Source organism: Tessaracoccus yangjingae (assembly GCF_054483935.1).
Genome location: NZ_CM137014.1, coordinates 3561365 through 3584445, shown reverse-complemented (window position 1 = coordinate 3584445; position 23081 = coordinate 3561365). Strand labels below are relative to the sequence as shown.

21 protein-coding genes, 1 tRNA gene and 1 other RNA gene are annotated in these 23081 nt (G+C 71.1%); 15 read left to right on the top strand and 8 right to left on the bottom strand.

Annotation, left to right across the window (positions count from 1 at the left end; all coding sequences use genetic code 11):
- Positions 1-14: 14 nt before the first annotated feature.
- On the top strand, positions 15-914 hold the full coding sequence (locus ACX1D3_RS16295) for a class I SAM-dependent methyltransferase (RefSeq protein ID WP_458994847.1): 900 nt from the start codon (positions 15-17) through the stop codon (positions 912-914).
- A 188-nt stretch (positions 915-1102) separates the two neighbouring features.
- Positions 1103-1462, top strand: a complete 360-nt coding sequence (locus ACX1D3_RS16290) for a cupin domain-containing protein (RefSeq protein ID WP_458994846.1) — start codon at positions 1103-1105, stop codon at positions 1460-1462.
- A 24-nt stretch (positions 1463-1486) separates the two neighbouring features.
- Here ACX1D3_RS16290 and ACX1D3_RS16285 read toward each other — a convergent pair whose 3' ends face one another.
- From ACX1D3_RS16285 to ACX1D3_RS16275, 3 genes are read right to left on the bottom strand one after another with little or no spacing between them, the layout of a single operon-like run.
- Positions 1487-2167 (bottom strand): response regulator, encoded by a 681-nt coding sequence (locus ACX1D3_RS16285; RefSeq protein WP_458994845.1) that lies wholly within the window; start codon positions 2165-2167, stop codon positions 1487-1489.
- Positions 2145-3560, bottom strand: coding sequence for a sensor histidine kinase (locus ACX1D3_RS16280; protein WP_458994844.1), 1416 nt, complete (start codon positions 3558-3560; stop codon positions 2145-2147). The genes ACX1D3_RS16285 and ACX1D3_RS16280 overlap by 23 nt, the downstream gene beginning before the upstream one ends.
- Positions 3561-3564: 4 nt before the next feature.
- A complete protein-coding gene (locus ACX1D3_RS16275) occupies positions 3565-5523 on the bottom strand; it encodes an APC family permease (protein ID WP_458994843.1) in 1959 nt (652 codons plus the stop codon).
- A gap of 226 nt (positions 5524-5749) precedes the next feature.
- Between ACX1D3_RS16275 and ACX1D3_RS16270 the strand changes: the two genes are divergently transcribed.
- Together ACX1D3_RS16270 and ACX1D3_RS16265 are read left to right on the top strand one after the other, a co-directional pair.
- Positions 5750-5887, top strand: coding sequence for a cupin domain-containing protein (locus ACX1D3_RS16270; RefSeq protein ID WP_458994842.1), 138 nt, complete (start codon positions 5750-5752; stop codon positions 5885-5887).
- A gap of 95 nt (positions 5888-5982) precedes the next feature.
- Positions 5983-7455: a DUF1254 domain-containing protein gene (locus ACX1D3_RS16265; RefSeq protein ID WP_458994841.1), complete on the top strand. Its 1473-nt coding sequence runs from the start codon at positions 5983-5985 to the stop codon at positions 7453-7455.
- 198 nt (positions 7456-7653) lie between these two features.
- On the opposite strand, the gene ACX1D3_RS16260 is transcribed toward ACX1D3_RS16265, so the two are convergent.
- The 4 genes from ACX1D3_RS16260 to ACX1D3_RS16245 all read right to left on the bottom strand — a co-directional run bounded on the left by ACX1D3_RS16260 (position 7654) and on the right by ACX1D3_RS16245 (position 11499).
- Positions 7654-7741: transfer RNA gene (locus ACX1D3_RS16260), tRNA-Ser, on the bottom strand.
- Positions 7742-7821: 80 nt separating this feature from the next.
- The gene (locus ACX1D3_RS16255; protein WP_458994840.1) at positions 7822-8967 is read right to left on the bottom strand and encodes a L,D-transpeptidase; all 1146 of its coding nucleotides are present in this window, start codon (positions 8965-8967) and stop codon (positions 7822-7824) included.
- A 127-nt stretch (positions 8968-9094) separates the two neighbouring features.
- A complete protein-coding gene (locus tag ACX1D3_RS16250) occupies positions 9095-10444 on the bottom strand; it encodes a Na+/H+ antiporter family protein (protein ID WP_458994839.1) in 1350 nt (449 codons plus the stop codon).
- A 74-nt stretch (positions 10445-10518) separates the two neighbouring features.
- Positions 10519-11499 carry an asparaginase gene (locus tag ACX1D3_RS16245; RefSeq protein ID WP_458994838.1) on the bottom strand — a complete coding sequence of 327 codons (981 nt, stop codon included), beginning with the start codon at positions 11497-11499 and terminating at the stop codon, positions 10519-10521.
- A gap of 82 nt (positions 11500-11581) precedes the next feature.
- Between ACX1D3_RS16245 and ffs the strand changes: the two genes are divergently transcribed.
- The 5 genes from ffs to ACX1D3_RS16220 all read left to right on the top strand — a co-directional run bounded on the left by ffs (position 11582) and on the right by ACX1D3_RS16220 (position 15417).
- Positions 11582-11678, top strand: an RNA gene (ffs, locus tag ACX1D3_RS16240) — signal recognition particle sRNA small type.
- Between the two features lie 13 nt (positions 11679-11691).
- Entirely contained in the window at positions 11692-13881 is a 2190-nt protein-coding gene (locus tag ACX1D3_RS16235; protein WP_458994837.1) for a DNA polymerase III subunit gamma and tau, read from the top strand.
- A gap of 44 nt (positions 13882-13925) precedes the next feature.
- Entirely contained in the window at positions 13926-14240 is a 315-nt protein-coding gene (locus ACX1D3_RS16230; RefSeq protein WP_458994836.1) for a YbaB/EbfC family nucleoid-associated protein, read from the top strand.
- Positions 14241-14248: 8 nt separating this feature from the next.
- A complete protein-coding gene (gene recR / locus ACX1D3_RS16225) occupies positions 14249-14875 on the top strand; it encodes a recombination mediator RecR (protein ID WP_458994835.1) in 627 nt (208 codons plus the stop codon).
- A 137-nt stretch (positions 14876-15012) separates the two neighbouring features.
- A complete protein-coding gene (locus tag ACX1D3_RS16220; RefSeq protein ID WP_458994834.1) occupies positions 15013-15417 on the top strand; it encodes a VOC family protein in 405 nt (134 codons plus the stop codon).
- Positions 15418-15444: 27 nt separating this feature from the next.
- Here the strand turns inward: ACX1D3_RS16220 and pdxR are convergent, their stop codons facing one another.
- On the bottom strand, positions 15445-16836 hold the full coding sequence (gene pdxR, locus ACX1D3_RS16215; protein ID WP_458994833.1) for a MocR-like pyridoxine biosynthesis transcription factor PdxR: 1392 nt from the start codon (positions 16834-16836) through the stop codon (positions 15445-15447).
- 82 nt (positions 16837-16918) lie between these two features.
- On the opposite strand from pdxR, the gene pdxS reads away from it, so the two are divergent.
- The 6 genes from pdxS (at position 16919) to ACX1D3_RS16185 (ending at position 23081) form a co-directional block, all read left to right on the top strand.
- The gene (gene pdxS, locus ACX1D3_RS16210) at positions 16919-17818 is read left to right on the top strand and encodes a pyridoxal 5'-phosphate synthase lyase subunit PdxS (protein WP_458994832.1); all 900 of its coding nucleotides are present in this window, start codon (positions 16919-16921) and stop codon (positions 17816-17818) included.
- Positions 17815-18459 (top strand): pyridoxal 5'-phosphate synthase glutaminase subunit PdxT, encoded by a 645-nt coding sequence (gene pdxT / locus ACX1D3_RS16205; protein ID WP_458994831.1) that lies wholly within the window; start codon positions 17815-17817, stop codon positions 18457-18459. Before pdxS ends, pdxT begins: the two co-directional genes overlap by 4 nt.
- 168 nt (positions 18460-18627) lie before the next feature.
- Complete coding sequence (locus tag ACX1D3_RS16200) at positions 18628-19554, top strand: ABC transporter ATP-binding protein (protein WP_458994830.1); 927 nt, start codon at positions 18628-18630, stop codon at positions 19552-19554.
- A complete protein-coding gene (locus ACX1D3_RS16195; protein WP_458994829.1) occupies positions 19551-20393 on the top strand; it encodes an ABC transporter permease in 843 nt (280 codons plus the stop codon). The genes ACX1D3_RS16200 and ACX1D3_RS16195 overlap by 4 nt, the downstream gene beginning before the upstream one ends.
- On the top strand, positions 20390-21211 hold the full coding sequence (locus ACX1D3_RS16190; protein WP_458994828.1) for an ABC transporter permease: 822 nt from the start codon (positions 20390-20392) through the stop codon (positions 21209-21211). Before ACX1D3_RS16195 ends, ACX1D3_RS16190 begins: the two co-directional genes overlap by 4 nt.
- Before the next feature lie 88 nt (positions 21212-21299).
- Complete coding sequence (locus ACX1D3_RS16185; protein WP_458994827.1) at positions 21300-23081, top strand: SulP family inorganic anion transporter; 1782 nt, start codon at positions 21300-21302, stop codon at positions 23079-23081.

Below are 23081 nucleotides of genomic sequence, written 5' to 3'. Positions count from 1 at the left end.
GAAGCAGGTGTGACATGTCATCAGAGTCTGCCCGGGAACAGTCGGGCCAGCAGGTCCGGGCTCGGATCCACCACATGTGGGGGACGGTCGCGGCCTCGTGGGACCGCCACTCGGACCAGGTGGAGCAACGGGCGGCGGTGGTGAGCCGCATCATGGTCGAGGCCGTCGCTCCGGCGCCCGGCGACGATGTGCTCGAACTCGCCTGTGGGGCGGGAGGCCTCGGGCTCGCCATCGCAGAGCTGGTCGCGCCCGGAGGCAGCGTCGTCCTCTCCGACGTGGCGCCCGCGATGGTCGAGATCGCCGCCGCCCGGGCCGGTGCCCTCCCGCGCGGCGGCGATGCGCCCGTCCCGGTCCGTGCGCGGGTCATCGATCTGGAGCAGTTGGCCCTGCCGGACGCCTCGTTCGACGTCGTGGTGTGCCGAGAGGGATTGATGTTCGCGCTGGACCCGGCCCGGGCGGTCAGCGAGATCGCCCGCGTCCTCCGGCCCACGGGGCGTGTGGCCATCGCGGTGTGGGGGTCGCGGGACCGCAACCCCTGGCTCGGGGTGCTGGCGGATGCCGTCCAGGAGCACACCGGAACCCCGGTTCCTCCGCCTGGGGTGCCCGGACCCTTCTCCCTGGGCAGGGAGGGCGCGCTGGCAGGGCTGCTGGCCGGCGCCGGCTTCGAGGAGATCGGGGTGGACGCGGTCGAGTCGCCGACCCACGACGACTCCTTCGAGGACTACTGGCAGCTCCGCACGGCGCTGGCCGGGCCCCTGAAGTCGCGCCTGGACGCACTGCCACCCGATCGCCTGGCTGCGGTCAAGGAGACGGTCCGCGAGGGGGTGTCGCGGTACCGTCACGTCGACGGGCTCACCATTCCCGGCCTGGCCTACGTCGCCTCCGCCCGTCGTCCCGCGGGAGTGTCCCGCTGAGCGCCGCCGTCGTGGCTGGGAGTGGACTGCGGCGAGACAATCCGCCCCACCGGCCTGGGCTTCCAATCAGCGTCTGACAACGCTTGGGATGCACTTTCCGCGGCTGCCGCCGCAGGAGGTCAACGTGCCCTTGACAGTGGGCGGCGCAGTCGTACATTGAGGTCGTCGTCAACCAGAAGGAGCCTGCGATGGCCGGTGCGGAGTTGAAGAATTTCAGCAGTCCTGACGAGGTCCGGGAGTTCCCCCTGGGACGGGCGGACATCGTCTCGATCGGGGGCGGCCAGGTAGCGCTGCTCACCCTTCAGCCCGGCTGGAGATGGTCCGAGCACGTCAAGCCGGTGGCTGGAACGGAGCTGTGCGAGGCGCCCCACTTCCAGTACGTGATCTCCGGCCGGCTGCGCGCGCGGATGGCCGACGGCGCCGAGTTCGAGGTGGGCGCCGGCGACGTGAACCTGCTGCCACCAGGGCACGACGGTTGGGTCGTGGGCGACGAACCCGCCGTGGTGGTCGACTGGGGTGGCGCCCACGTCTGGGGTAAGCCGGCCTGACGACCACCTGACTGGAGGCGTCGCTCAGGGCTCGAACCTGTAGCCGAGCCCCGGCTCTGTGATGAAGTGGCGGGGGTTGCCGGGATCCTCCTCGAGCTTCCGCCTGATCTGGGCGAAGTAGACGCGCAGGTAGTTGGTCTCCTTCTCGTACTGGGGCCCCCAGACCTCGGCGAGGAGGGTCAGCGCGGGAACCAGGACGCCGGGGCGGCGAGCGACGGCCTCTACCAGGTGCCACTCGGTGGGTGTCAGGCGAACTTCCTGGCCGTCGCGCGTCGCCTTCTTGGCGGCGAGGTCGAGCGCGAAGGAGTCAGTGCGCACCACCGGGTCGCCCGCCGACTCCGCGGTGTCGGCCCGGCGGAGGGCCGCTCGGATCCGCGCCATGAGTTCGTCCATGCCGAAGGGCTTCGTCACGTAGTCGTCGGCCCCGGCATCGAGCGCGTCCACCTTGGCAAACTGGTGGCCGCGCGCGGACAACACGATGATGGGCATCGTCGTCCATCCCCGCAGGCCGGCGATCACGTCGACCCCGTCGATGTCGGGCAGTCCGAGATCCAGGATGACGAGCTGAGGCGGGCGGGCGGACGCCGCTCGCAACGCGGAGGCGCCGTCGCCGACCGCCTCCACCTCGTAGTGCCGGGCGCGCAGGTTGATGGCCAACGCCTGCCTGAGCGCCGGCTCGTCCTCAACGACCAGGATGCGAACCATCGGCCACCTCCAGCCAGACTGTCATGGTCAGACCACCGCCGGGCGTCTGCGACGGGGCCAACCGTCCCCCCATCGCCTCGGTGAACCCGCGCGCGATGGCCAGGCCCAGCCCCGTGCCCTGGTGAGCGCGATCGTCAAAGCGCTGGAACGGGTCGAAGATCGCCTCGAACCTCTCTACCGGCACGCCCGGGCCGTGGTCGACGACGTCGATCCGGACGCGCCCGTCCTGCTCCCGCCCGGCGATGCGGACCCTCCCCTGGGGCGGGAGGAAGCGTCGGGCGTTGTCGACGAGGTTGGCCAGGACCTGCTCGAGGAGACCGGGGTCCGCTCGCACCAACGGCAGACGCGACCCCATGTCCAGCTCCACGGCTCCGCCGGCAGCGCGCAGGGCCCCCTCCAGCGTCTCCTCGACCGCGGTCGGACTCAGGTGGACGGACAGCGCCCCGGCCTGGATCCGGCTCATGTCGAGCAGGTTCGACACCAGGTCGGTGAGGCGGTCGGTGTTGTCCTCGATGCCCGCCAGTAGCCGGCCCGCATCCTCGGGGGGCATCTCGATGTCGGTCTGCCGGAGCGTCGAGACCGCGGCCTTGATTCCGGCCAAGGGGCTGCGCAGGTCGTGACCGACCGCGGCAAGGAGCGCCACCCGCACCCCGTCGATCCTCGCCAGCTCCTCGGCCCGGTGGGCAGTCGCCGCCTGCTGTTCGGCCCGCCACAGGCTTCCGGCAGTCGCGGCGATCATGCCCATGAGGCGCCGGTCCTCCCCGATGCGCGGCGCACCCCACAGAGTCAACCGCAGGTCCGGCCCAGCATCCACCGGCACCTCGACATCGCCGGGCTGCGGCACCCCTACCCTGCTCACCTCGGTCTCCCCGTCGAGGAGGGCGACCGCGCTCATCCCGAAGACCTCCCGAGCGTCGACCAGCGCCGCCCGGAGCGACCCCGGCCCCGACTCACGGCTGCTCAGTTGGGCCAGCCATCCCGCCTCGAGGCGGGCGCGCTCAGCGTTCGCACGTGACCGGGCGCCTGCCTCGGTGGTGAACGCCACCAGCACGGCGACGGTGAGGAAGATGAGCAGATCGGTCAACTCGTTGCGGCTGGCCACCGCGAGGCTGCCGAAGGGCGGCGTGAAGAAGAAGTTGGCGCACATGAAGCTGCCGACAACGCCGATGAGGGCAGCCGGCCATCCGCCCACCGCGGACGTGAGGACCACGGCGAGGAGATAGAGCAGCAGCGCGGTGTCGAGCTCGAGGCGGTCGCGCAGTGGCAGCAGCAGCGCGGTCAGGACTGGAACGCCTGCCAGCGCCAGCGCGATCCCCAACCCCTGCCGCCGTCTAGACATGCCTGTGGCCAGGCCGAGACGGCCGCCGGAGTCGGACTCGCGCGAGGTGGTCACGGTCTCAGCGTGCCACGAGGTCGGGCTGGTCTGAGGCGCTCCCGACCCGGGGAAGCGAGAGCGGCTCGGCCGAGGGGAGGTGGAACGGAACGCTGGTCACGATCACCCCCGGCATGAACAGCAGGCGGGACTTGAGCCGGAGCGCGCTCTGGTTGTGCAGAAGCTGCTCCCACCAGCGCCCGACCACGTATTCCGGGACGAAGACCTCGACGACGTCGCGGGAGCCGACGCGCAGGCTCATCAGGTAGTCGACGATGGGCCGGATCAACTCCCGGAAGGGGGAGGCGATCATCACGAGATTAACCCCGATGTCGCGGGCCTCCCAGTCGCGCAGGAGCTTCTCGGTGCGGGCGTGGTCCGTGTCCACGCGGAGGGCTCTGAGCGTGCTCGGGCGGACCGCCCGTGCCAGCGCCAGCGCCCTGAGCGTCGGCTCGTTGAGCTGGCTGACGAGGACGATGGCGTGGATCCGGCTCGGGAGGATCGTGCCCGTGGCGCCCGGCCGCAGGAGCCGCGACACGCGGTCGTAGTGGCGCCTGATGTAGGTCATCATCAGGACCAGGAGGGGCATGGCTACCACCACCATCCACGCCCCGTGGGTGAACTTGGTCACCAACACGATGACCAGGACCAGCGCGGTGATGGACGCGCCGACGAGGTTGATGGCCGCCGACCCCATCAACCGGGGGCGCCAACCTGCCTTGCCGGCCTCACGCCACCAGTGGACGACCATCCCGGCCTGGCTGAGGGTGAAGGAGACGAACACGCCGAGGATGTACAGCTGAATGAGCCGCGAGACCGAGCCGTCGAACGCGAAGACCAGCGCGCCCGCCACGGTGGACAGCAGGATGATCCCGTTGGAGAACACGAGCCTGTCTCCCCGCCGTCGCATCTGCTTCGGCAGGAAACGGTCCTGCGCCAGTTGTGAGGCGAGGATGGGGAAGCCGTTGAACGCGGTGTTGGCCGCCAGGATGAGGATCAGGGTGGTGGACATCTGGACGGCGAAGAAGCCGATGCTGTTGTTGCCGAAGACGGCGGCCGACAACTGGGCCAGAACCGTCCGCTGCACGTACCCATCCGGGGTGCCCGTCAAGTCGTCGGCGTGCTCGGCGATGTGGATGCCGGCCGTGACGCTGAGGATCGAGATGCCCACCATCATGGTGATGGCGAGTCCGGCCATGGCCAGGAGCGTCCGGGCGGCGTTGCGCGACTTGGGCTTGTGGAATGCGGGCACGCCGTTGCTGACGGCCTCGACACCCGTCAGGGCTGTGCAGCCCGATGCGAAGGAACGGAAGAGGAGCGCGATGAGTGCGAGCCCTGTCAGCTGGGTGGTGTGGTAGCCGAATCCCGCCGACTCGGCGACCGGAGGCTGCCCGTTCAGCGCCTGCCAGAGTCCCACCCCGAGCATCACGAACACCGAGATCAGGAAGCCGTAGGTGGGTATCGCGAAGACCGTTCCGGATTCCTTGACCCCGCGCAGGTTCATCACGGTGACCACGACGATCAGGCCGACGCACAGCGGAACCGTGTGGGGCCGCAGCTCTGGGAACGCTGACGTGAAGTTGTCGACGCCGGCGGCTATCGAGACCGCCACCGTCAGGACGTAGTCCGTCAGAAGCGCGCTGGCCGCCACCAGCGAGGAGCGGGTCCCGATGTTCTCCTTGGTCACCGCGTAGGCGCCACCGCCATCCGGATAGGCGTAGATGGTCTGCCGGTAGGACAGGGTGACGATGGCGAGCAGGCCCACCACGACGAGGGCGACGAACGGTGTCAGGGTGACCGCAGCGACACCGCCGAGGGCGAGCACGAGGAGGATCTCCTGTGTGGCGTACGCGTTGGAGGAGATGGGGTCGCTGCAGAACACGGGCAGCGCCAGGCGCTTGGGAAGCTCGGTCTCGCCGAGTTGGTCCGAGCGCATGGGGCGGCCCACGAGTAGCCGCTTGGAGAAGTCTGTGAGGGCGGTCACGAGCCCAGCATGGGCCCGGCGCGCGCCCCGGGCCGACCGGATTGTCACCGCCCTGACGCGCTCGGGGGAGATTCTGACGCCGTCTTGACGCGGGCCGGGCGCCGGTGCGGAGTGTGAGGCGGATCTGGCGGCGACTACGACCCCAGATCCGCCGGACAGGGCCCGGGAGGACCGTCAGGGGTGCCAGGACCCCTCTCCTTGGGCATGGAGGGCCCTCTCGCCCCTGGTGGCCGGCGGCGAGTTCGAGGTGGGCGCCGGCGACGTGAACCTGCTGCCACCAGGGCACGACGGTTGGGTCGTGGGCGACGAACCCGCCGTGGTGGTCGACTGGGGCGGCGCCCACGTCTGGGGCAAGCCGGCCTGACAACCGCCTGACTGGAGACATCACCCCCTGAGGGTGAGGCCGGGCGCGGCGGCAGGTAGGAGAGTGTTGTCCATCGGCGTCGACGGAGGTCTCTGATGAATGACCGTATGGGTGTCCCGGTTGGATACAACACTCCGATCCCGCGGCCGCTCCTGACGCCGGACGTAGTCGAGACGCGAGTCGGCCGCCTGGAGTTCGCCGATGGCGTGCCGACGCAGCAGACGGCGCGCGCGTTGTGGGATCACATCGACTTCGTCCGTGGCGTCGAGGTGTTCCTCAACTGCATCCCGGCGGCGTCGCTGGAGGCGATGAACATCGGGATGCAGTCAGTGGGCCTGGACGGGTGCCACAAGGTCGCCATAGCCGACGGGCTGCTGGGCTCCGATCCACTTTTCCTGACCGGAAATACAGACACGGTGTACGCGTCGGCCATGATCGACCTGGAACGCGACGGTCCGACCGTGGTCGAGGTGCCCCCGGGGTGTGGACCTGGGACGGTCAACGACGCGTGGTTCCGGTTCGTTGTGGACATGGGTGCGCCCGGACCGGATCGCGGCGCCGGCGGGCGTTATCTGATCGTCCGGGAGGACGACGACTGCGAGGTCCCGGAGGGGATGTTCCAGGCGCGGACGCCGAGTTCGGTGAACTGGCTGATTCTGCGGGGCTTCCTCGTCGGTGGCCGCCCGGACGCCTCGGCCGCCATGTTCCGTGAGGGCCTGCGGATCTTCCCGCTGGCGGCGATGGACGACCCGCCTGAGATGGAGTTCACGTCGATCAGCGGTCGGGCGTTCAACACGATCCACGCCAACGACTTCACCTTCTACGAGGAGGTCGACGCGGTGATCCAGCGCGAGCCGATCGCTCTGATCGATCCGGAGACCCGCGGCCTTCTCGCTTCGATCGGCATCGAGAAGGGCCGGCCGTTCGCCCCGGACGACCGGATGCGGGCCATCCTCGGCGACGCCGCGGCGGTGGCCAACGCGACCGCCCGGGCAATCATGTTCCGCAACCGGGACCCCGAGGCCCTCCTCTACCACGACCGGCGCTGGGTCACCGCGTTCGTCGGAGGTGACTACCGCTGGCTACGAGACGCCGGCAACGGGGGGCGCCACCTCGATGCCCGGACGCTCTTCTTCTACCTGGCGACGGTGAACACCCCGGCGATGGCGGCGAAGATGGTCGGAGTGGGATCGCAGTACGCCGGGGCGATGGTCGACGTCAACGGAGACGCCCTGGACGGCGCGCGGCAGTACCGGCTGCGCATCCCCGCTGAGGTTCCGGCCAAGGACTTCTGGTCGGTCGTCGTGTACGACCCGCAGACCCGATCGGAGTTACAGACCGGCCAGCCATTCCCCAGCCGCAACAGCGAACGCGACGACCTCCGCTCCAACGACGACGGGTCGGTCGATCTCTACTTCGGACCCGCCCCCCAGAGCGGATATGAGAACAACTGGATCCAGACCGTCCCCGGCAAGAGTTGGTTCACGATCCTGAGGCTGTACGGCCCGCTCGACGCCTGGTTCGACCAGACCTGGCGCCCCGGCGACATCGAGCCCATCACGACCTGACGAGTCTCTGACCCAAGGGATCGGGACATCTGCCCATCGCCGATAGGGTTCGGTATGCGGCACCCGCGACCGCTTCGGCGGTGTCCGGGGTAGCCTCGGCCCGCGTCCGAGGACGCCTCACGCGGCACGAAACGTGTACTGATGCCGAACCTGTCCAGAGACAGCGATTCCCGCCCTGCGCAGGGCGGGAATCGAAGGTGGCGGAGGATACGAGATTCGAACTCGTGAGGGCGTTAACCCAACCCGCTTTCCAAGCGAGCGCCATAGGCCTCTAGGCGAATCCTCCAAGAGGAGACCCTACCGGAGCGGGTGACGCTCGCTCAAATCGCAGGCCGGGCCCGAACCGGGCCCGGCCTGCGATGACGATCAGTTGTAGACGATGACCTTGTCACCGACGCGGGCGAGGTCGAACAGGCGGGCGATCGCCGCCTTGTCGCGGACGTTCACACAGCCGTGGGACGCGCCGTTGTAACCGTTGCGGGCGAAGTCCGCCGAGTAGTGGATGGCCTGGCCGCCGCTGAAGAACATCGCGTACGGCATGGGCGTGTGGTAAAGGCTGGACACGTGATCCCGCGACTTCCAGTTCACCTGGAATGCGCCGTTGCGCGTCGGCGTCAGCTCGGAGCCGAACCGCACGTCGACCACCACGTCCACCTGGCCGTTGACCACCCAGGCCATCTTCCGCTGGTACTTCGACACGCAGAACGCGCGGCCGGTCATGCAGCGGGAGTCGAGGCGGAAGCCCTTCTGGGTCAGCGAGTTGCCGACGATGGGCTGCGGCGTCGAGGGCGACGGCACACCCGACGGGGTGGGCACGGCGGCGGGGATGGTGGTGACGGCCGGGCGCGCGTCCGAGGAGAAGTTGACGAAGCCGTTGAACCGCCAGTCGTAGACCTGCTGGACCTGGCCACCCACCAGCGTGGGAAGCGCGCCCCAGATGTAGGAGCGGCAGGCCCCGGTGCCGGTGGCAGCGGTGTTGCACTCGTTCTTCCAGCGGCGGCCGTCCTCGGCGTACCAGGAGTTGGTGGAGGCCAGCCGGTTCCCCGCCCACATGCTCTCGGGGGAGGGCAGGTAGGTGAGGTTGTTGAACGTCCAGGTGTTCTGCTTGTACCACTTGTTGTTGATCCGGACGATCACCGTGGCGTAGATGTCGGTGAAGCAGCGCACGATCGTCGACGAGTACATCTCGCAGCGGGTCTTCCACCAGCGGCCGTTGACGTTGTGATAGCCGGGGGTGACGTAGAGGGCCTGCGCTGGTGTGAGCGCGGCGGGCGTGGTGGAGGGGGCCGGCGCCGCGGTGGTGGGGGCCGCCGTGGTGCTGGTGACGGTGGTCTCCGGATCCGGCGTGGCGGACTCGGTGCCCGGGTCCACGGACTCCTCGGCCGGCGTCGCGGCCGCGGTGGTCTGGACCACCGGACCGTCGGTCGGCGCCAGGGTCTCGGCCTGCGCCAAGGGCGCGATCATCATCAGGCCGAGCGCGGCCACGGCCGCCCGCTTCAGAACTGTACGCATATCGATCAGGTCCCCCCTTGTGTGTCGACCACCGGGAGTCATGCTAAACCCGCCCCCGGTGTGAGCCGAAAACGACGGCTCATCAGTCCTACGCCTCGGACCCCCGGGTTGGTTGCACCGGATCGCGTCAGAGCACCATGGCCGCGACCCAGCCCGCCGCCAGCAGGGGAAGGTTGAAGTGCAGGAAGGTGGGGATGACGGTGTCGCGGATGTGGTCGTGCTGACCGTCGGCGTTGAGGCCGGCCGTGGGGCCCAGTGTCGAGTCGGAGGCGGGCGAGCCGGCGTCGCCGAGCGCGCCCGCGGTGCCGATGATGGCCACCGTCGCGACGGGGGAGAAGCCGAGGGACACGCAGAGGGGCACGTAGATCGCGGTGATGATCGGAAGCGTCGAGAACGAGCTGCCGATGCCCATGGTCACCAGCAGGCCCACGAGCAGCATGATGAACGCCGCCATGCCCCGGTTTCCGCCGAAGAGCGCCGCGGAGCCCTCGACCAGGGGCGCGATCTGGTCCGTCGCCCGCATCACGGAGGCGAAGCCCTGCGCCGCGATCATGATGAGCCCGATGAGCGCCATCATGCGCATGCCGCCGGTGAACACCTCGTCGGCGTCGCGCCACTTCACGGCCCCGGTGATGATGAAGAGGCACAGGCCCAGCAGCGCGCCGACCAGGAGCGGGTCGGCGTCCGAACCGGCGAACGTCAGCCAGGCCTGGACGCCGAACGAGACCACGATCGCGGCCAGCGCGACGACGATGCGGAAACCCTTGATCTCCTTGGGCGCGTCGTGGTCCACGACGGCGTCCCGGTCGTAGTCCCTCGGCCGGCGGTAGGTGACGAACACCGCCAGGAGAAGGCCGACCACCATGCCCAGCGCGGGGATCCCCATCGCCGACATCACGTTGACGCCGCTCACGTCGAGGCCGGAGGCGATGATGTTGCCGTAGAGGATGTCGCTGAGGAAGATCTTGCCGAACCCGATGGGCAGGAACATGTAGGTGGTGACCAGGCCGAACGTCAGCACGCTGGCCACCGCCCTGCGGTCGAGACGCAGGCGGTTCATGATGATCAGGAGCGGCGGGATCAGCAGCGGGATGAACGCGATGTGCACCGGGATCAGGTTCTGGCTCATGATCGACATCACGAGGGTGCCGCCCAGCAGGCCCGCCGTCGTCCAGCGGGTCACCTTCTGCGACGTGGTGAGGTCGTCGCCGTCGAGCCTGCGGATGAGCCAGTTGGCGAGCAGCTGCGGCAGGCCTGAGTGAGCCACCGCCATGGCGAAGGCGCCCAGAAGGGCGTAACTGAGCGCGATCCGCGCCCCGCCGGCCAGGCCGTCCTGGAACGCCACCATCGTGGCCTCCAGCCCCAGGCCGGCCGCCAGGCCGCCCACGAGCGCGCCCAGGAACAGGGCGAGGACCACGTGCACGCGTGCCACGGAGAGCACGAGCATCACGACAACGGAGAGCACGACGGCGTTCACGGCAGACCTCGGGGGAGACGGCGGGGCGCGCGCAGACTATCGGACGCGCCGACGCGGCCGGGGACCGGGACGGATCAGCCCAGGCCGTCGCGCAGGGACGCGACGAGCTCCGGGTCCGCGATCACCCGCCCTGCGGGCCGCCCGTGCCCCAGGACCGGCTCGGGGTCCAGACCCCTCAGGCCGGGCGTGTCGTGACCCAGGGCGGCCAGAGCCGCCACGAGCGCGGCGACGGCGGCCCTATGGTGCCCGTCGCCGGCCTTCACCGCGACACCAGTGCCGTCCGCCAGTCCGACGGCGAAGCACCCCTCGGCGCCCACCTTGGCCACGAGGCCGGGCACCTCGCGATGCAGGACCACCTCGTCGCGCCTGCTGCCCGACGCGTACTCGGGGTGCGCCCGGAAGGCGTCGGCCACGCGGAGCTCCGGCCCAGACCGGGCCCCCGCCAGGCGCCCGAACGCGCGCGCCAGGCCCGTCAGGCTGATCGCGAACGCCGGAGCGCCGCAGCCGTCGACCACCGGCTCGCCCACGGGCTCGCCGGCGAACTCGGCGATGGTGTCGCGGCAGACCCGCTGCAACGGATGGGCCGCGTCCAGGTAGGAGTCCTGCGGCCATCCCGATCGGACGCAGGTGCGCAGCATTCCCGCGTGCTTGCCGGAGCAGTTGTGCGCGAGCGGTTCGGGGCCGTGCCCGGCCGCGAGCCAGGCCGCCTGCGCATCCGCGTCGAGCGGCAGGCCGGGTGTGGTCTGCAGGTCGGCAGGGGAGAGGCCGGCCCCCTCGAGGATGCGGCGCACGCCGTCGAGGTGGAGGCTCTCGCCCGAGTGGGAGGCGCCGACCAGGGCGAGGTCCGCGCCGTCGACGTCGAGGCCGTGACGCAGCATCGCCACCGCCTGCAGCGGCTTGAGGGAGGAGCGGGGGAGGATCTGCATGACCGCGTCCCCGGCCGCGAACCGGACGTCCCCTCCGGGCGCGGTGACCACCAGCGCGCCGTGGTGCAGGCACTCGACGTACCCGCCCCGCCACACCTGCGCGATCACCGGGTCCAAGCTGCTCACCATGGCGCGAGCCTACTGTTCCCGCGCGGGACCACGGTCCGACGCGGGCCGCGACGATCCCCGCCGACGATGCGGTAGAGTTGGTCAAGGTTCCTCGCGCGGCGGTATCTCGCCCAACTCCCCCAGGGTCGGAAGGCAGCAAGGGTAAGTGAGCTCTTCCGGGTGCGCGAGGGGCCCTTTTCTTTGCCGCTGGACATGTCGGGGCTCTGGAATAGGGTGGGGCGCGTGGACGACGAGTACGACGAGGACGAGTACGCCCCCCTGGGCGACGAGGGGTCCGGTGCGGCCGACCTGCCCGGCTTCGAGCCCATGGACGGCCCCGGACTCTTCGACGATGATCCCCCTGAGCCCGCCACGCAGCCCGGCCCCGGCCTGTTCGACACCCCAGTGGCGCTCGAGGACGACGCCCCGGCGCTGCACGTGCCGCCGTCGAGGCTGAGCACCGCACCCCGCGTCGAGTCCCCGGCCGCGCCGCTGGCGCTGTACCGCCGGTACCGCCCCGATGCCTTCTCGGACGTCATCGGGCAGGACCACGTCACGGTGCCGCTCCAGCGCGCGCTGGCCAACAACCGGGTCAACCACGCCTACCTCTTCTCGGGGCCGCGCGGCTGCGGGAAGACCACCTCGGCCCGGATCCTCGCCCGCTGCCTCAACTGCGCGGAGGGCCCCACCGCCACGCCGTGTGGGGTGTGCGACTCCTGTCAGGATCTGGCCCGCGGCGGCCCCGGCTCCATCGACGTCATCGAGATCGACGCAGCGTCGCACGGCGGCGTCGACGACGCGAGAGACCTGCGCGAGCGCGCCTACTTCGCCCCGGTGGCCAGCCGCTACAAGATCTACATCATCGACGAGGCGCACATGGTGACGCCGCAGGGCTTCAACGCGCTGCTCAAGCTCGTCGAGGAGCCGCCGCCGCACACCAAGTTCATCTTCGCCACCACCGAACCCGAGAAGGTCATCGGCACCATCCGGTCACGCACCCACCACTACCCCTTCAGGCTCGTGCCGCCGCGCCTCCTGGCGGACTACCTGGCGCAGATCTGCCACACGGAGGGCGTCCAGGTTGACCAGACGGCCATCCCCCTGGTGGTCCGCGCGGGCGGTGGGTCTGTCCGGGACTCGCTGTCGGTCCTGGACCAGCTGCTGGGCGGCGCGGGGGAGGAGGGCGTGAGCTACACCCAGGCCGCCGCGCTGCTCGGCTACACGCCGGACGCGCTGCTCGACGAGATCATGGACGCCTTCGCCGCCGGTGACTCGGCCGGCGTGTTCCGCACGGTGGACAAGGTGATTGAGGTGGGCCAGGACCCGCGCCGGTTCGCCGAGGACCTGCTGCGCCGCCTCCGTGACCTGGTCATCCTCTCGGCCGTCCCCGATGCGGCCACCAACGGGCTGCTCGACGTGGCCGCGGACCAGGCGCAGCGCCTCCAGACCCAGGTGGCCGGCATGGGCGCGGGGGAACTCACCCGCGCCGCAGAGGTGATCGCCACCGGCCTCACCGACATGCGCGGCACCACCGCCCCCCGGCTCCACCTCGAGCTCATGTGCGCCCGCGTGCTGCTGCCCGGCGCCGACGCGGACGAGCGCGGCCTGCACGCCCGGATGGACCGCCTGGAGCGCCGCGTGGGCATGATGGGCGCAGGCGAGCACCAGCAGCCGGTGGCGGACTGGGACGACGTCGGCGAGCCCACCCAGCGCATCGAACCCCCCGCCCCGGCCCCGCAGCCGCGCGCCCAACGGTCCGCCGCTTCCGCCCAGCCGGCGCAGGACGCGCCGCGGGAGCCCGCCCAGCGCCGCCCGGCCGGGGAGCCGCCGAGGCAACGCCCCGCCGGCGCGGCACCCGCCCCGCAGCCCACCCCACCGCCGGCCGCTCCTGCGCCCGCGCCCGCGGCTGCGTCGGCCCGCCCGAGCCAGCTGTCGGCCGCCGAGCTGCGCCGCGTCTGGCCCAACGTGCTGGAGGAGGTCAAGCGCCGCCGCCGCTTCACGTTCATGCTGCTCAGCCAGCACGCCCAGGTGCTCGACGTGGCCGACGGCGTGCTGCACCTCGGCTTCACCCAGTCCGGCCCGAAGGACAACTTCGGCACGGGCGGCAGCCAGGACGTGTTGGCCGATTCCCTGATCCAGGTGATCGGGGTCGAGCTGCGCATCCAGCCGGTGCTGACCTCCGGGGACGAGCCTGCCGCCACGCCCAGGCAGCGCCCGTCCGGCGCCCCCGTCGCCCAGCCCCCCGCGCCCGAGCCCCAGCCACAGGCGGCCCCGGACCCCAGCCCGGAGCCCGAGGTCTCCGTCGACGACGAGGTGCTGGACTCCGCCCACAATGCCGAGGAGTTGCTGAGCGCCACCTTCGGCGCCGAGGTCATCGCCGTCAGAGACATCAACGAGCCCTGAGGCGCGGCCTCAGTCCATCCCGCACCCCACCCCAGGAGACCAACATGTTCGGAGATTTCGACATCAACGCGCTGATGGCGCAGGCCCAGCAGCTGCAGGAGGATCTGGCGCGCGCCCAGGCCGAACTGGCGGAGAAGACCTTCACCGCCACTGCCGGCGGTGAGCTCGTCACCGTCACCATCAGCGGCGGCGGGGACATCGAGCGCATCGACATCTTGCCCGAAGCCTGGGACCCGGAGGACCCGGAGACGCTGTCGGCGCTGATCATCGCGGCCTTCCGCTCCGCCAAGGCCGAGGCTGACGCGGCCACCGCGGCCGCGATGCCAGACCTGCCCTCGATGCCCAACCTCGGAGGCTGATCCCTACCGTGTACGAAGGCCCCATCCAGGACCTCATCGATGAGCTGAGCCGCCTGCCGGGCATCGGCCCGCGCGGTGCGCAGCGCATCGCCTTCTACCTCCTCGACGCTCCTGAGGAGGAGGTCTACCTCCTCGCGGACACCATCCGGAGGGTGAAGGAGTCGTCCCGGTTCTGCGAGGTGTGCTTCAACATCTCGCAGGAGGAGCGGTGCCGCGTCTGCCGGGACCCTCGCCGGGACCGGAGCCAGCTGTGCGTGGTGGAGGAGTCGAAGGACGTGGTGGCCATCGAGCGCACCAACGAGTTCCGGGGGCTCTACCACGTGCTGGGCGGCTCCATCTCGCCCATCGACGGCCGCGGCCCGGCGGACCTGCGCACGCGCGAGCTCTTCCAGCGCCTCGCCGACGGCGCGGTCACCGAGGTGATCATCGCCACGGACCCGGACACGCAGGGAGAGGCCACCGCCGCGTACCTCAGCCGCATGCTGCGCGACTTCGGGGTGCGCGTCACCCGCCCCGCAAGCGGGCTGCCGGTGGGCGGTGACCTCGAGTACGCGGACCAGGTCACCCTCGGCAGGGCGTTCGAGGGCCGACGCTCCATGTTCGAGCCCGCGGACCAGGCCGGCCTGGCGCCGTGACGGCGCCGGCGGAGCCGCGCGGCTGAGGGACGCGGCTACCCCTCCGGGGTAGCTGTTCCCCCCTGACAACCGGCCCCGACGAGCCTACGCTTGGCCGTGGGCCGCCAGGCCCGCTCCGGCTCGCGAAGGGAACCCGCATGGCCTCCACCCTCAACCCGTACCTCGCCCTCGACGGCACCTGCCGGCAGGCGATGGAGTTCTACCAGTCCGTCCTCGGGGGCGAGCTGGACATCAGCACCTTCGGCGAATCCGGGGTGCCCGGCGTCGATCCCGACGGCATCATGCACGCCCAACTCACTACGCCGGAGGGCCACGTGATCATGGGCAGCGACTCCGGCGGCATGGGGCTCCAGCCGGGGGACACCGTCGGCATGTCCCTGTCCGGGGACGAGGAGAAGCTCGCGGACGTCTTCGCCGCGCTCGCCGAGGGCGGCCAGGTGGTGGTGCCGTTCGAGCGCCAGATGTGGGGCGACGACTACGGCCAGGTCCGCGACAGGTTCGGCGTCGTCTGGCACGTCAACCGGGCCGGCGGCGCCGCCTGAGCCCGGCCGGCACGGTGATGGTGACGATCATCCGGAGGTGAGCAGTGGCGGTCCGGCGGCCGCGTCGATGAGCATGTCGACGGCCCGGCGCACCGCTGCCGGCTCGTGCCCGCCGTAGTTGAGCAGGAGTCCGGTGAGCCCCGGGTTCCCGGCCCATCCGTCGGCGAGGTCCGTCAAGATGAGGCCGCGCCGCCGGCAGTCGTCGCGGACCCGGGCCGCGGCGTCGGCGGGCATCTCGAGCACGAGCAGGTGGCCGGTGTCCGTGACGCCCGTCATGTGCGGTTGGGCGCGCAGGGTGTCGATCCTCTGTTTGACCTCGGCCTGGGCGGTGTCCGCGCGACGGCGGGCGCGAGCCAGGCGCCGGCGCAGACCGCCGGCCTGGAGGTAACGCGCCAGCGCCCGCTGCACGATGGGCGCCACACCGCCGCCCAGGGCCGAGCGCGCCTCCAGCAACTCGTCCTGCCAAGCCGGCGGGGCCACCAGGTAGCCCGTGCCGACGTCGCGGCCCAGGACCGCCGCGAACGTGCCGAGGTGGGCCACCACGTCCGGCGCGAGGCTCCACAGCGGGGGGAGTGGGGGCCCGAGGTGCCGGTACTCCGAGTCGTAGTCGTCCTCCACCAGCAGCACCCCGGTTCGGGTGGCCCAGCCGATGAGCGCCTGCCGGCCGGCCGCGTGCAAGGCCGTGCCGGCGGGGAACTGGTGATTGGGGGTGACCAGGACCAGGTCCAGCGGAAGGGCCCGGTCCAGCGCTGCCAGGTCCACGCCGTCGGCGCCGACGGGGACGGGGACGACCTCGACGCCGAGGACCTCCAGGACGCGCCGGAGGCCCGGGAAGCCCGGGCTCTCGACACCCACGCGGGGCCTGCTGCCCGTCCGGCGGGCCACCGCCCCGAGCAGTAGGGCCAGCCCGGAGCGGGCCCCGGCGGTGACGATCACCGACGCCGGGTCCACGGCCATGGCCCGCATCAGCCTCAGGTGCTGCGCGATCGCCTCGGCGAGGGCGGGGCCACCAGGGGAGACGGCGGCGCGCAGCGACGAGCGCCAGAGGGCGTCGTCAAGAGGGCGGGACGTCTCGTGGCCCGAGCCGAAGTCGAGCGGAGGCGGGGGAGGGGCCGGCCGCCGCCTCGCCGGCAGCGCCGCGCGGGGTGGCGCCGCGGACAGGTTGGGGGCGACACGCACCCCGGAGCGGTCCCTCGTGACCAGGTATCCCTCCGCCACCAGTTGCTCGTATGCCGCGCTGACGGTGCCTCGCGCCACGCCCAGGGTCTCCGCGGCGGACCTGCTGGAGGCCAGCACGTCCCCGCTGGCCAGTGCCCCCGAGGCGATGAGCCCGCGGACCCCGGCCGCGATCTGCGCCGGCAGCGGTGCCGCGCCGGGCGTGCGGTCGAGCGGGAGCGTGGAGAGCGCGTCGGACTCCATTGACCCAGGGTACAACTGGCCCAACAAACTGGGAAGCGTCTGGCCCTTGCCTGGTCCAGTGTGGCGGGCGAAGATCGAGCCCATGACTGCTACCGATACACCCGTGTCCCCCCGCGCCCTCGTCAACACCGGCCTGGCCGAGATGCTGAAGGGTGGCGTGATCATGGACGTGGTGACGCCCGAGCAGGCCCGTATCGCGGAGGAGGCCGGCGCCGTCGCGGTCATGGCGCTGGAGCGCGTGCCCGCGGACATCCGCGCCCAGGGCGGCGTGGCGCGCATGAGCGACCCAGACCTCATCTCGCGCATCATCGAGACCGTATCCATCCCGGTGATGGCCAAGGCCCGCATCGGCCACTTCGTCGAGGCGCAGGTGCTGCAGGCTCTGGGCGTGGACTACATCGACGAGTCCGAGGTGCTGTCGCCCGCGGACTTCGTCAACCACATCGACAAGACTCGCTTCGACGTGCCGTTCGTGTGCGGCGCCACCAACCTGGGCGAGGCCCTGCGCCGGATCACGGAGGGCGCCTCGATGATCCGCAGCAAGGGCGAGGCCGGCACCGGCGACGTGTCCGAGGCCATGAAGCACCTGCGCACCATCAAGGGCGAGATCCGCGCGCTGGGCGCGAAGTCCGACGACGAGCTGTACGTCGCCGCTAAGGAGCTCGCCGCGCCGTATGAACTGGTGGCCCGGGTGGCGCGCGAGGGCAAGCTGCCCGTCGTGCTCTTCGTCGCCGGCGGCATCGCCACCCCCGCGGACGCCGCGATGATGATGCAGCTCGGCGCCGACGGCGTGTTCGTGGGCTCCGGCATCTTCAAGTCCGGCAACCCCGAACGCCGCGCCAAGGCCATCGTCGCCGCCACCGCCCACTACGACGACCCGGCCGCCATCGCGGAGGCGTCGCGCGGCCTGGGCGAGGCCATGGTGGGGATCAACGTGGCCGACGTGCCGGCGCCGCACCGGCTGGCCGAGCGCGGCTGGTGACGGTCGGGATCCTCGCCCTCCAGGGCGCGGTGCGGGAGCACGCCGCGGTCCTGGAGCGGCTCGGGCGTCGGGTGTCGCTGGTGCGCAGGCCCGACGACCTCGTCGGCCTCGAGGGGCTGGTGCTGCCCGGGGGCGAGTCCACCGCCATCGCGCGGCTGGCGCGGCCCACCGGGCTGCTCTCGGCCATCCGGGACCGGGCCGACGGCGGGTTGCCGGTGTTCGGCACGTGCGCGGGCCTGATCCTGCTGGCCGACGAGGTGGCCGACCCGGCGGCGCTGACGGGCCTGCCCACCATCGGCGGGCTGAACGTGACGGTGCGGCGCAACGCGTTCGGGGCCCAGCTGGCCTCCGGCGAGGCCGACGTCGAGCTCACCGCCGCGGCGCTCGGGGCCGGGGCGGCTGTCGCGGCTGGGCGTGGGCGGCTGGATTCGCCGTCGGTTCCGGGCGGGGCGCACCCTCGCATGCGGGGGGTGTTCATCCGTGCCCCGAGGATCGAGCGGGTGGGCGCCGGCGTCGAGGTGCTGGCCACCAGGGGCGACGAGCCGGTCGCGGTCCGCCAGGGCGCCGTCGTGGCGTGCACCTTCCACCCCGAGCTCGTCCCCGACCCCACCCTCCACCACCTGTGGCTGGGAGGGGTTTGAGCCGATGGATCGGGTCGCGGTGAGTATGAACGATCAAATCGGTCTTTTCGCGCGTTGACCCCATCCATCGGCTCAAACCCCACAGGGCAGACGCCCGGCGGATTCTCCGCCCGGTGAGGCCCGGCCGGGCCCTCGGAATCGTCGGTGGGGTGTCGTAGTGTGTCGCGGGTGACTGAGCCAGTGATCACCGCCCGCGCGCTGACCAAGCGCTACGGCACCCTCACCGCCGTCGACGGGATCGACTTCGAGATCGCGCCGGGGGAGTCGTTCGGCTTCCTCGGGCCCAACGGCGCGGGCAAGTCCACCACCATGCGGATGATCGCGGCCACCTCCACCCGCACCGACGGCCAACTCACCGTGCTCGGCCTGGACACCAACCACCACGGCCCCCAGATCCGCGCGCAGCTCGGCATCGTCCCCCAGGGGGACCTCCTCGACGAGGAGCTCAGGGTGATCGACAACCTCACGGTCTACGGCCGCTACTTCGGGCTCCCGCGCGCCTACGTGAGGCAGCGCGCGGAGGAGTTGCTGGACTTCGCCCAGCTCAAGGACAAGCGCCTCGCCCGCGTCGACGGGCTCTCCGGCGGCATGAAGCGCCGCCTCACCATCGCGCGCGGGCTGATCAACAACCCCAAGATCATGCTGCTCGACGAGCCCACCACCGGCCTGGACCCGCAGGCCCGCCACGTGCTGTGGGACCGCCTCTTCCGGCTCAAGGAGGAGGGCGTGACGCTGGTGGTCACCACGCACTTCATGGACGAGGCCGAGCAGCTGTGCGACAGGCTGGTGGTGATCGACAAGGGCCGCATCGTCGCGGAGGGGAGCCCGCCGTCGCTCATCCGGCAGTACTCCACCAGGGAGGTTCTCGAGGTGCGCTTCGGCTCCTCCCGCAACGAGGAGGCGGCCCGGGTGCTCGCGGGCATCGGGGAGCGGCAGGAGGTGCTGCCGGACCGCGTGCTCATCTACGCCGACAACGGCGAGCACGCCCTCCAGTCCGTCATCGAGCGGGGGATGGAGCCGGTCACCTCGCTGGTGCGCCGCTCGTCGCTGGAGGACGTGTTCCTGCGCCTGACGGGGCGGAGCCTCATCGAATGAGCGCGGATCTCACCACACCGGCCCGCGTCATCGACAGGGGGATGACCGCGGACCACCGCGTCGTCGCCAGGTGGGGCTGGTGGGCCGTCGTCGAGCACCACCTGCACCGGATGCGGCGCTACCTCGCCACGCTGCTCATCACCGGCATCGGCTCCCCGGTGGTCTACCTGCTGGGCCTCGGCGCCGGTCTGGGCGTCCTCGTCGACGGCGGCGAGGGCATCGAGGGCGTGCCCTACCTCACCTTCATCGCGCCGGCACTGGTGATGTCGACGGCGATGCTCACCGCCGCGCAGGAGAACACCTACGGCGTGTTCGGCGGCTTCAAGTGGTTCAACACCTTCCCCGCGATGCGCCTGACGCCCATCAGCCCGGCTCACATGGCCGTCGGGGTCCAGGTGGCCGCCCTGATCCGCGTGCTGCCGGTGCTGCTGTTCTACCTGGTCGCGCTGGTGCTGTTCGGCATCGCGGACCCGCTGCGGGCGCTGGCGTTGGTCCCTGTCGGGCTGCTGCTGTCGGTGTCGGTCGGGTTCGCGGTCATGGCCTGGGTGGCCACCCAGAAGGACGACCGCGGCCAGCTGTCCTTCATCGAGCGGTTCGTCGTCGTCCCGCTCACGCTGTTCTCCGGCACCTACTTCCCGCTCGAGACCCTGCCCGGCTACCTGCAGCCCATCGGCTGGGTCTCGCCGCTGTGGCACTCGGCCGAGCTCGGCCGGTGGGCCATGTACGGCCAGCCGCTGTCGGTGCGCATGCTGGCGCTCCACGTCGGGTTCCTCGTCGCGCTGGCCGGGGTGTGCGCATGGTCCTCGGTCCGCACCTTCAGGCGGAGGCTCGACGAATGACCGCCCCTCTCCAGGCGCCCGCGCCACGCGTGCCGCGCGTCCTCGCAGGCCTGTACGGCGGCAACACCCGCTCGGTGGTGGCCCGCGGCATGAGGGTGGTGGCCCGCAACAACTGGCTGATCATCCTGACCGGGTTCTTCGAGCCGGTGTTCTACCTGCTCTCGATGGGGTTGGGGCTGGGGGCGCTCATCGGCTCCGTGGAGTTCTACGGCCGCGACGTGCCCTATGCCGCCTACATCGCGCCTGCCCTGATGGCCGTGTCCGCGATGAACGGCGCGCTGTACGACTCGACGATGAACGTGTTCTTCCGGATGCGCTACGGGAAGATCTACGACCAGATGCTCTCCACCTCGCTGGGCCCGATGGACGTCGCGCTGGGGGAGATCATAATGGCGCTGTTCAGGGGGCTGCTGTACGCGTGCGGGTTCATGGTGGTCACCACGGCGCTCGGGCTGAACCTGTCGTGGACCGCGGTGCTTGCCATCCCCGCGGCCCTCATGGTGGCGTTCGGTTTCGCCGCCGTCGGCCTGGCCGCCACCAGCTTCATGACCTCGTTCCAGCACCTGGACATCGTCTACTTCGTCATGCTGCCGATGTTCCTGCTGTCTGCCACCTTCTTCCCGATCAGCGTGTACCCGGAGTCCGTGCAGTGGGTGATCATGGCCATGCCGCTGTGGCACGCGGTGGACATGGTCCGGCAGCTGACCACGGGCCTGATCCAGCCGTCGATCTGGGGCCACCTGGCCTACTTCGCGGTGATGATCGCGGTGGGCACGACGGCGGCCACGCTGAGGCTGAAGGCCCTCTTCCTGCGCTGACCCACCCCGCCCGGCCGACCTGCCGCCGACCCCGCCCCGACGGCCGGGCACGGGCGGGCGTAATCTAGGGGCCCGGAAAGGGTGAGGCGTGGGCAACAGGGATTTCAGGATCGAAGCGGCTCGGCTCACCCCCAAGGAGCAGTTCGAGCGCTACCGCGGCATGGTGGGTGACCACCTGATCAGCTTCAAGGGCCTCTGGCCCACCCCGTCGGACTACGCGGGGCTGCGCTCCTCCTGGGCCAAGGACCTTCTCGCAGGCGTGACCGTGGGCGTGGTGGCCCTACCGCTGGCGCTCGGCTTCGGCGTGGCCTCCGGGGTGGGGGCGGCGGCCGGGCTGGTCACCGCCATCATCGCCGGCGTGGTCGCGGCCGTCTTCGGCGGCAGCCACCTGCAGGTGTCCGGGCCGACGGGGGCGATGACGGTGGTGCTGCTGCCGCTCATCGCCAAGCACGGCGTACCAGTGGTGCCCCTGCTCGCCATCATCGCCGGGGTCCTGGTGGTGGTCATGGCGCTGACCGCCGTCGGACGCGCCGTCGAGTTCATCCCGTTGTCCGTGGTGGAGGGGTTCACCATCGGCATCGGCGTGATCATCGCGCTGCAGCAGCTCCCGCTCGTGCTCGGGACCGAGCGCGGCGAGGCGGAGTCCACGCTGGTGTCGTCGTGGCTCACCGTGTCCGCCACCGACTGGTCACGCGCCTGGCAACCGCTGCTGGTCGCCGCTGGCGTCGTGGTCCTCCACCTCATCGGGCACCGGTTCTTCCGACACCTGCCGTTGTCGCTGATCGCCATCGTGGTGGCGACGATCGCCGTGGAGCTGGCCGGCGCCGACGTGGACCGGATCGGGGCACTGCCCACGGGCCTGCCGATGCCCGTGCTGCCGCAGCTCAGCCTCACGCTGGTCCAGGACCTCGCCGCCCCGGCGCTGGCGGTGGCCGCGCTGGCCGCGCTCGAGTCGCTGCTGTCCGCCCGGGTGGCCGACGGGATGCGGCCCGACGTGACCCCGACGAGCCCGGACCGCGAGCTGATGGGACAGGGCCTGGCCAACATCGCCTCGGGGCTGTTCGGAGGACTCCCTGCCACCGGCGCCATCGCCCGCACCGCCGTCAACGTGCGCTCCGGCGCCAAGACCCGCCTGGCCTCGGTCTCCCATGCCGTCGTCCTGCTCGCGGTGATGCTGCTGCTGGCGCCGCTCGTGTCGCGGATTCCGATGGCGGCGCTGGGCGGGGTCCTGCTGGTCACCGCCGGCCGCATGATCAACCTGAGGCTGGTGCGCACCCTCACCAGCGTGACGCGGGCGGACCGCAACACCTTCCTCCTCACCCTCGGCGCCACCGTCCTGCTGGATCTGGTGGCCGCCGTGCTCCTGGGGATCGGCATGGCGGCGCTCATGAGCCTGCGGCACATGGCGTCCTACTCCGCCGTCGCGCGCCAATGGCTGCCCACCAACACCCGCGAGGGCGACGTCGACTTCACGCCCGAGCAGGAGCACCTGCGCTCCCGGGTGGCGCTGTTCCGCGTCGACGGCGCCCTCTTCTACGGCGACGCCCGCCGCTTCGTCGACGAGGTCACCTCCGTCGGCGACGACATCGACGCCGTGATCCTCCGCTGCCACCGGATGCGCATCCTCGACGCGTCCGGGGCGGATGCCATCAAGGCGGTGTCGCGGCAGTTCAGGGCCCGCGGCGTGGAGTTCGTGGTGCAGGGCATGACCGAGTCGCAGCAGCGCACCTGCCGGCTCATGCACGTGTTCGACGAGGACCAGCACGTCCGGGAGCTCTCCGAGGCGGTGGCCTGGGTGGATCGCGCGCTGGCACGCCCCGACACTGCGGACTCGTCCCCCGATTCACCGGAGGAGGGGCCCGCCCGGTAG

Coding starts and splice junctions, on each gene's coding strand:
- ACX1D3_RS16295 (WP_458994847.1), top strand. CDS start 15: ATGTCATCAGAGTCTGCCCGGGAACAGTCGGGCCAGCAGGTCCGGGCT.
- ACX1D3_RS16290 (WP_458994846.1), top strand. CDS start 1,103: ATGGCCGGTGCGGAGTTGAAGAATTTCAGCAGTCCTGACGAGGTCCGG.
- ACX1D3_RS16285 (WP_458994845.1), bottom strand. CDS start 2,167: ATGGTTCGCATCCTGGTCGTTGAGGACGAGCCGGCGCTCAGGCAGGCG.
- ACX1D3_RS16265 (WP_458994841.1), top strand. CDS start 5,983: ATGAATGACCGTATGGGTGTCCCGGTTGGATACAACACTCCGATCCCG.
- ACX1D3_RS16255 (WP_458994840.1), bottom strand. CDS start 8,967: ATGCGTACAGTTCTGAAGCGGGCGGCCGTGGCCGCGCTCGGCCTGATG.
- ACX1D3_RS16245 (WP_458994838.1), bottom strand. CDS start 11,499: ATGGTGAGCAGCTTGGACCCGGTGATCGCGCAGGTGTGGCGGGGCGGG.
- ACX1D3_RS16235 (WP_458994837.1), top strand. CDS start 11,692: ATGTCGGGGCTCTGGAATAGGGTGGGGCGCGTGGACGACGAGTACGAC.
- ACX1D3_RS16230 (WP_458994836.1), top strand. CDS start 13,926: ATGTTCGGAGATTTCGACATCAACGCGCTGATGGCGCAGGCCCAGCAG.
- ACX1D3_RS16220 (WP_458994834.1), top strand. CDS start 15,013: ATGGCCTCCACCCTCAACCCGTACCTCGCCCTCGACGGCACCTGCCGG.
- pdxR (WP_458994833.1), bottom strand. CDS start 16,836: ATGGAGTCCGACGCGCTCTCCACGCTCCCGCTCGACCGCACGCCCGGC.
- pdxS (WP_458994832.1), top strand. CDS start 16,919: ATGACTGCTACCGATACACCCGTGTCCCCCCGCGCCCTCGTCAACACC.
- ACX1D3_RS16195 (WP_458994829.1), top strand. CDS start 19,551: ATGAGCGCGGATCTCACCACACCGGCCCGCGTCATCGACAGGGGGATG.
- ACX1D3_RS16190 (WP_458994828.1), top strand. CDS start 20,390: ATGACCGCCCCTCTCCAGGCGCCCGCGCCACGCGTGCCGCGCGTCCTC.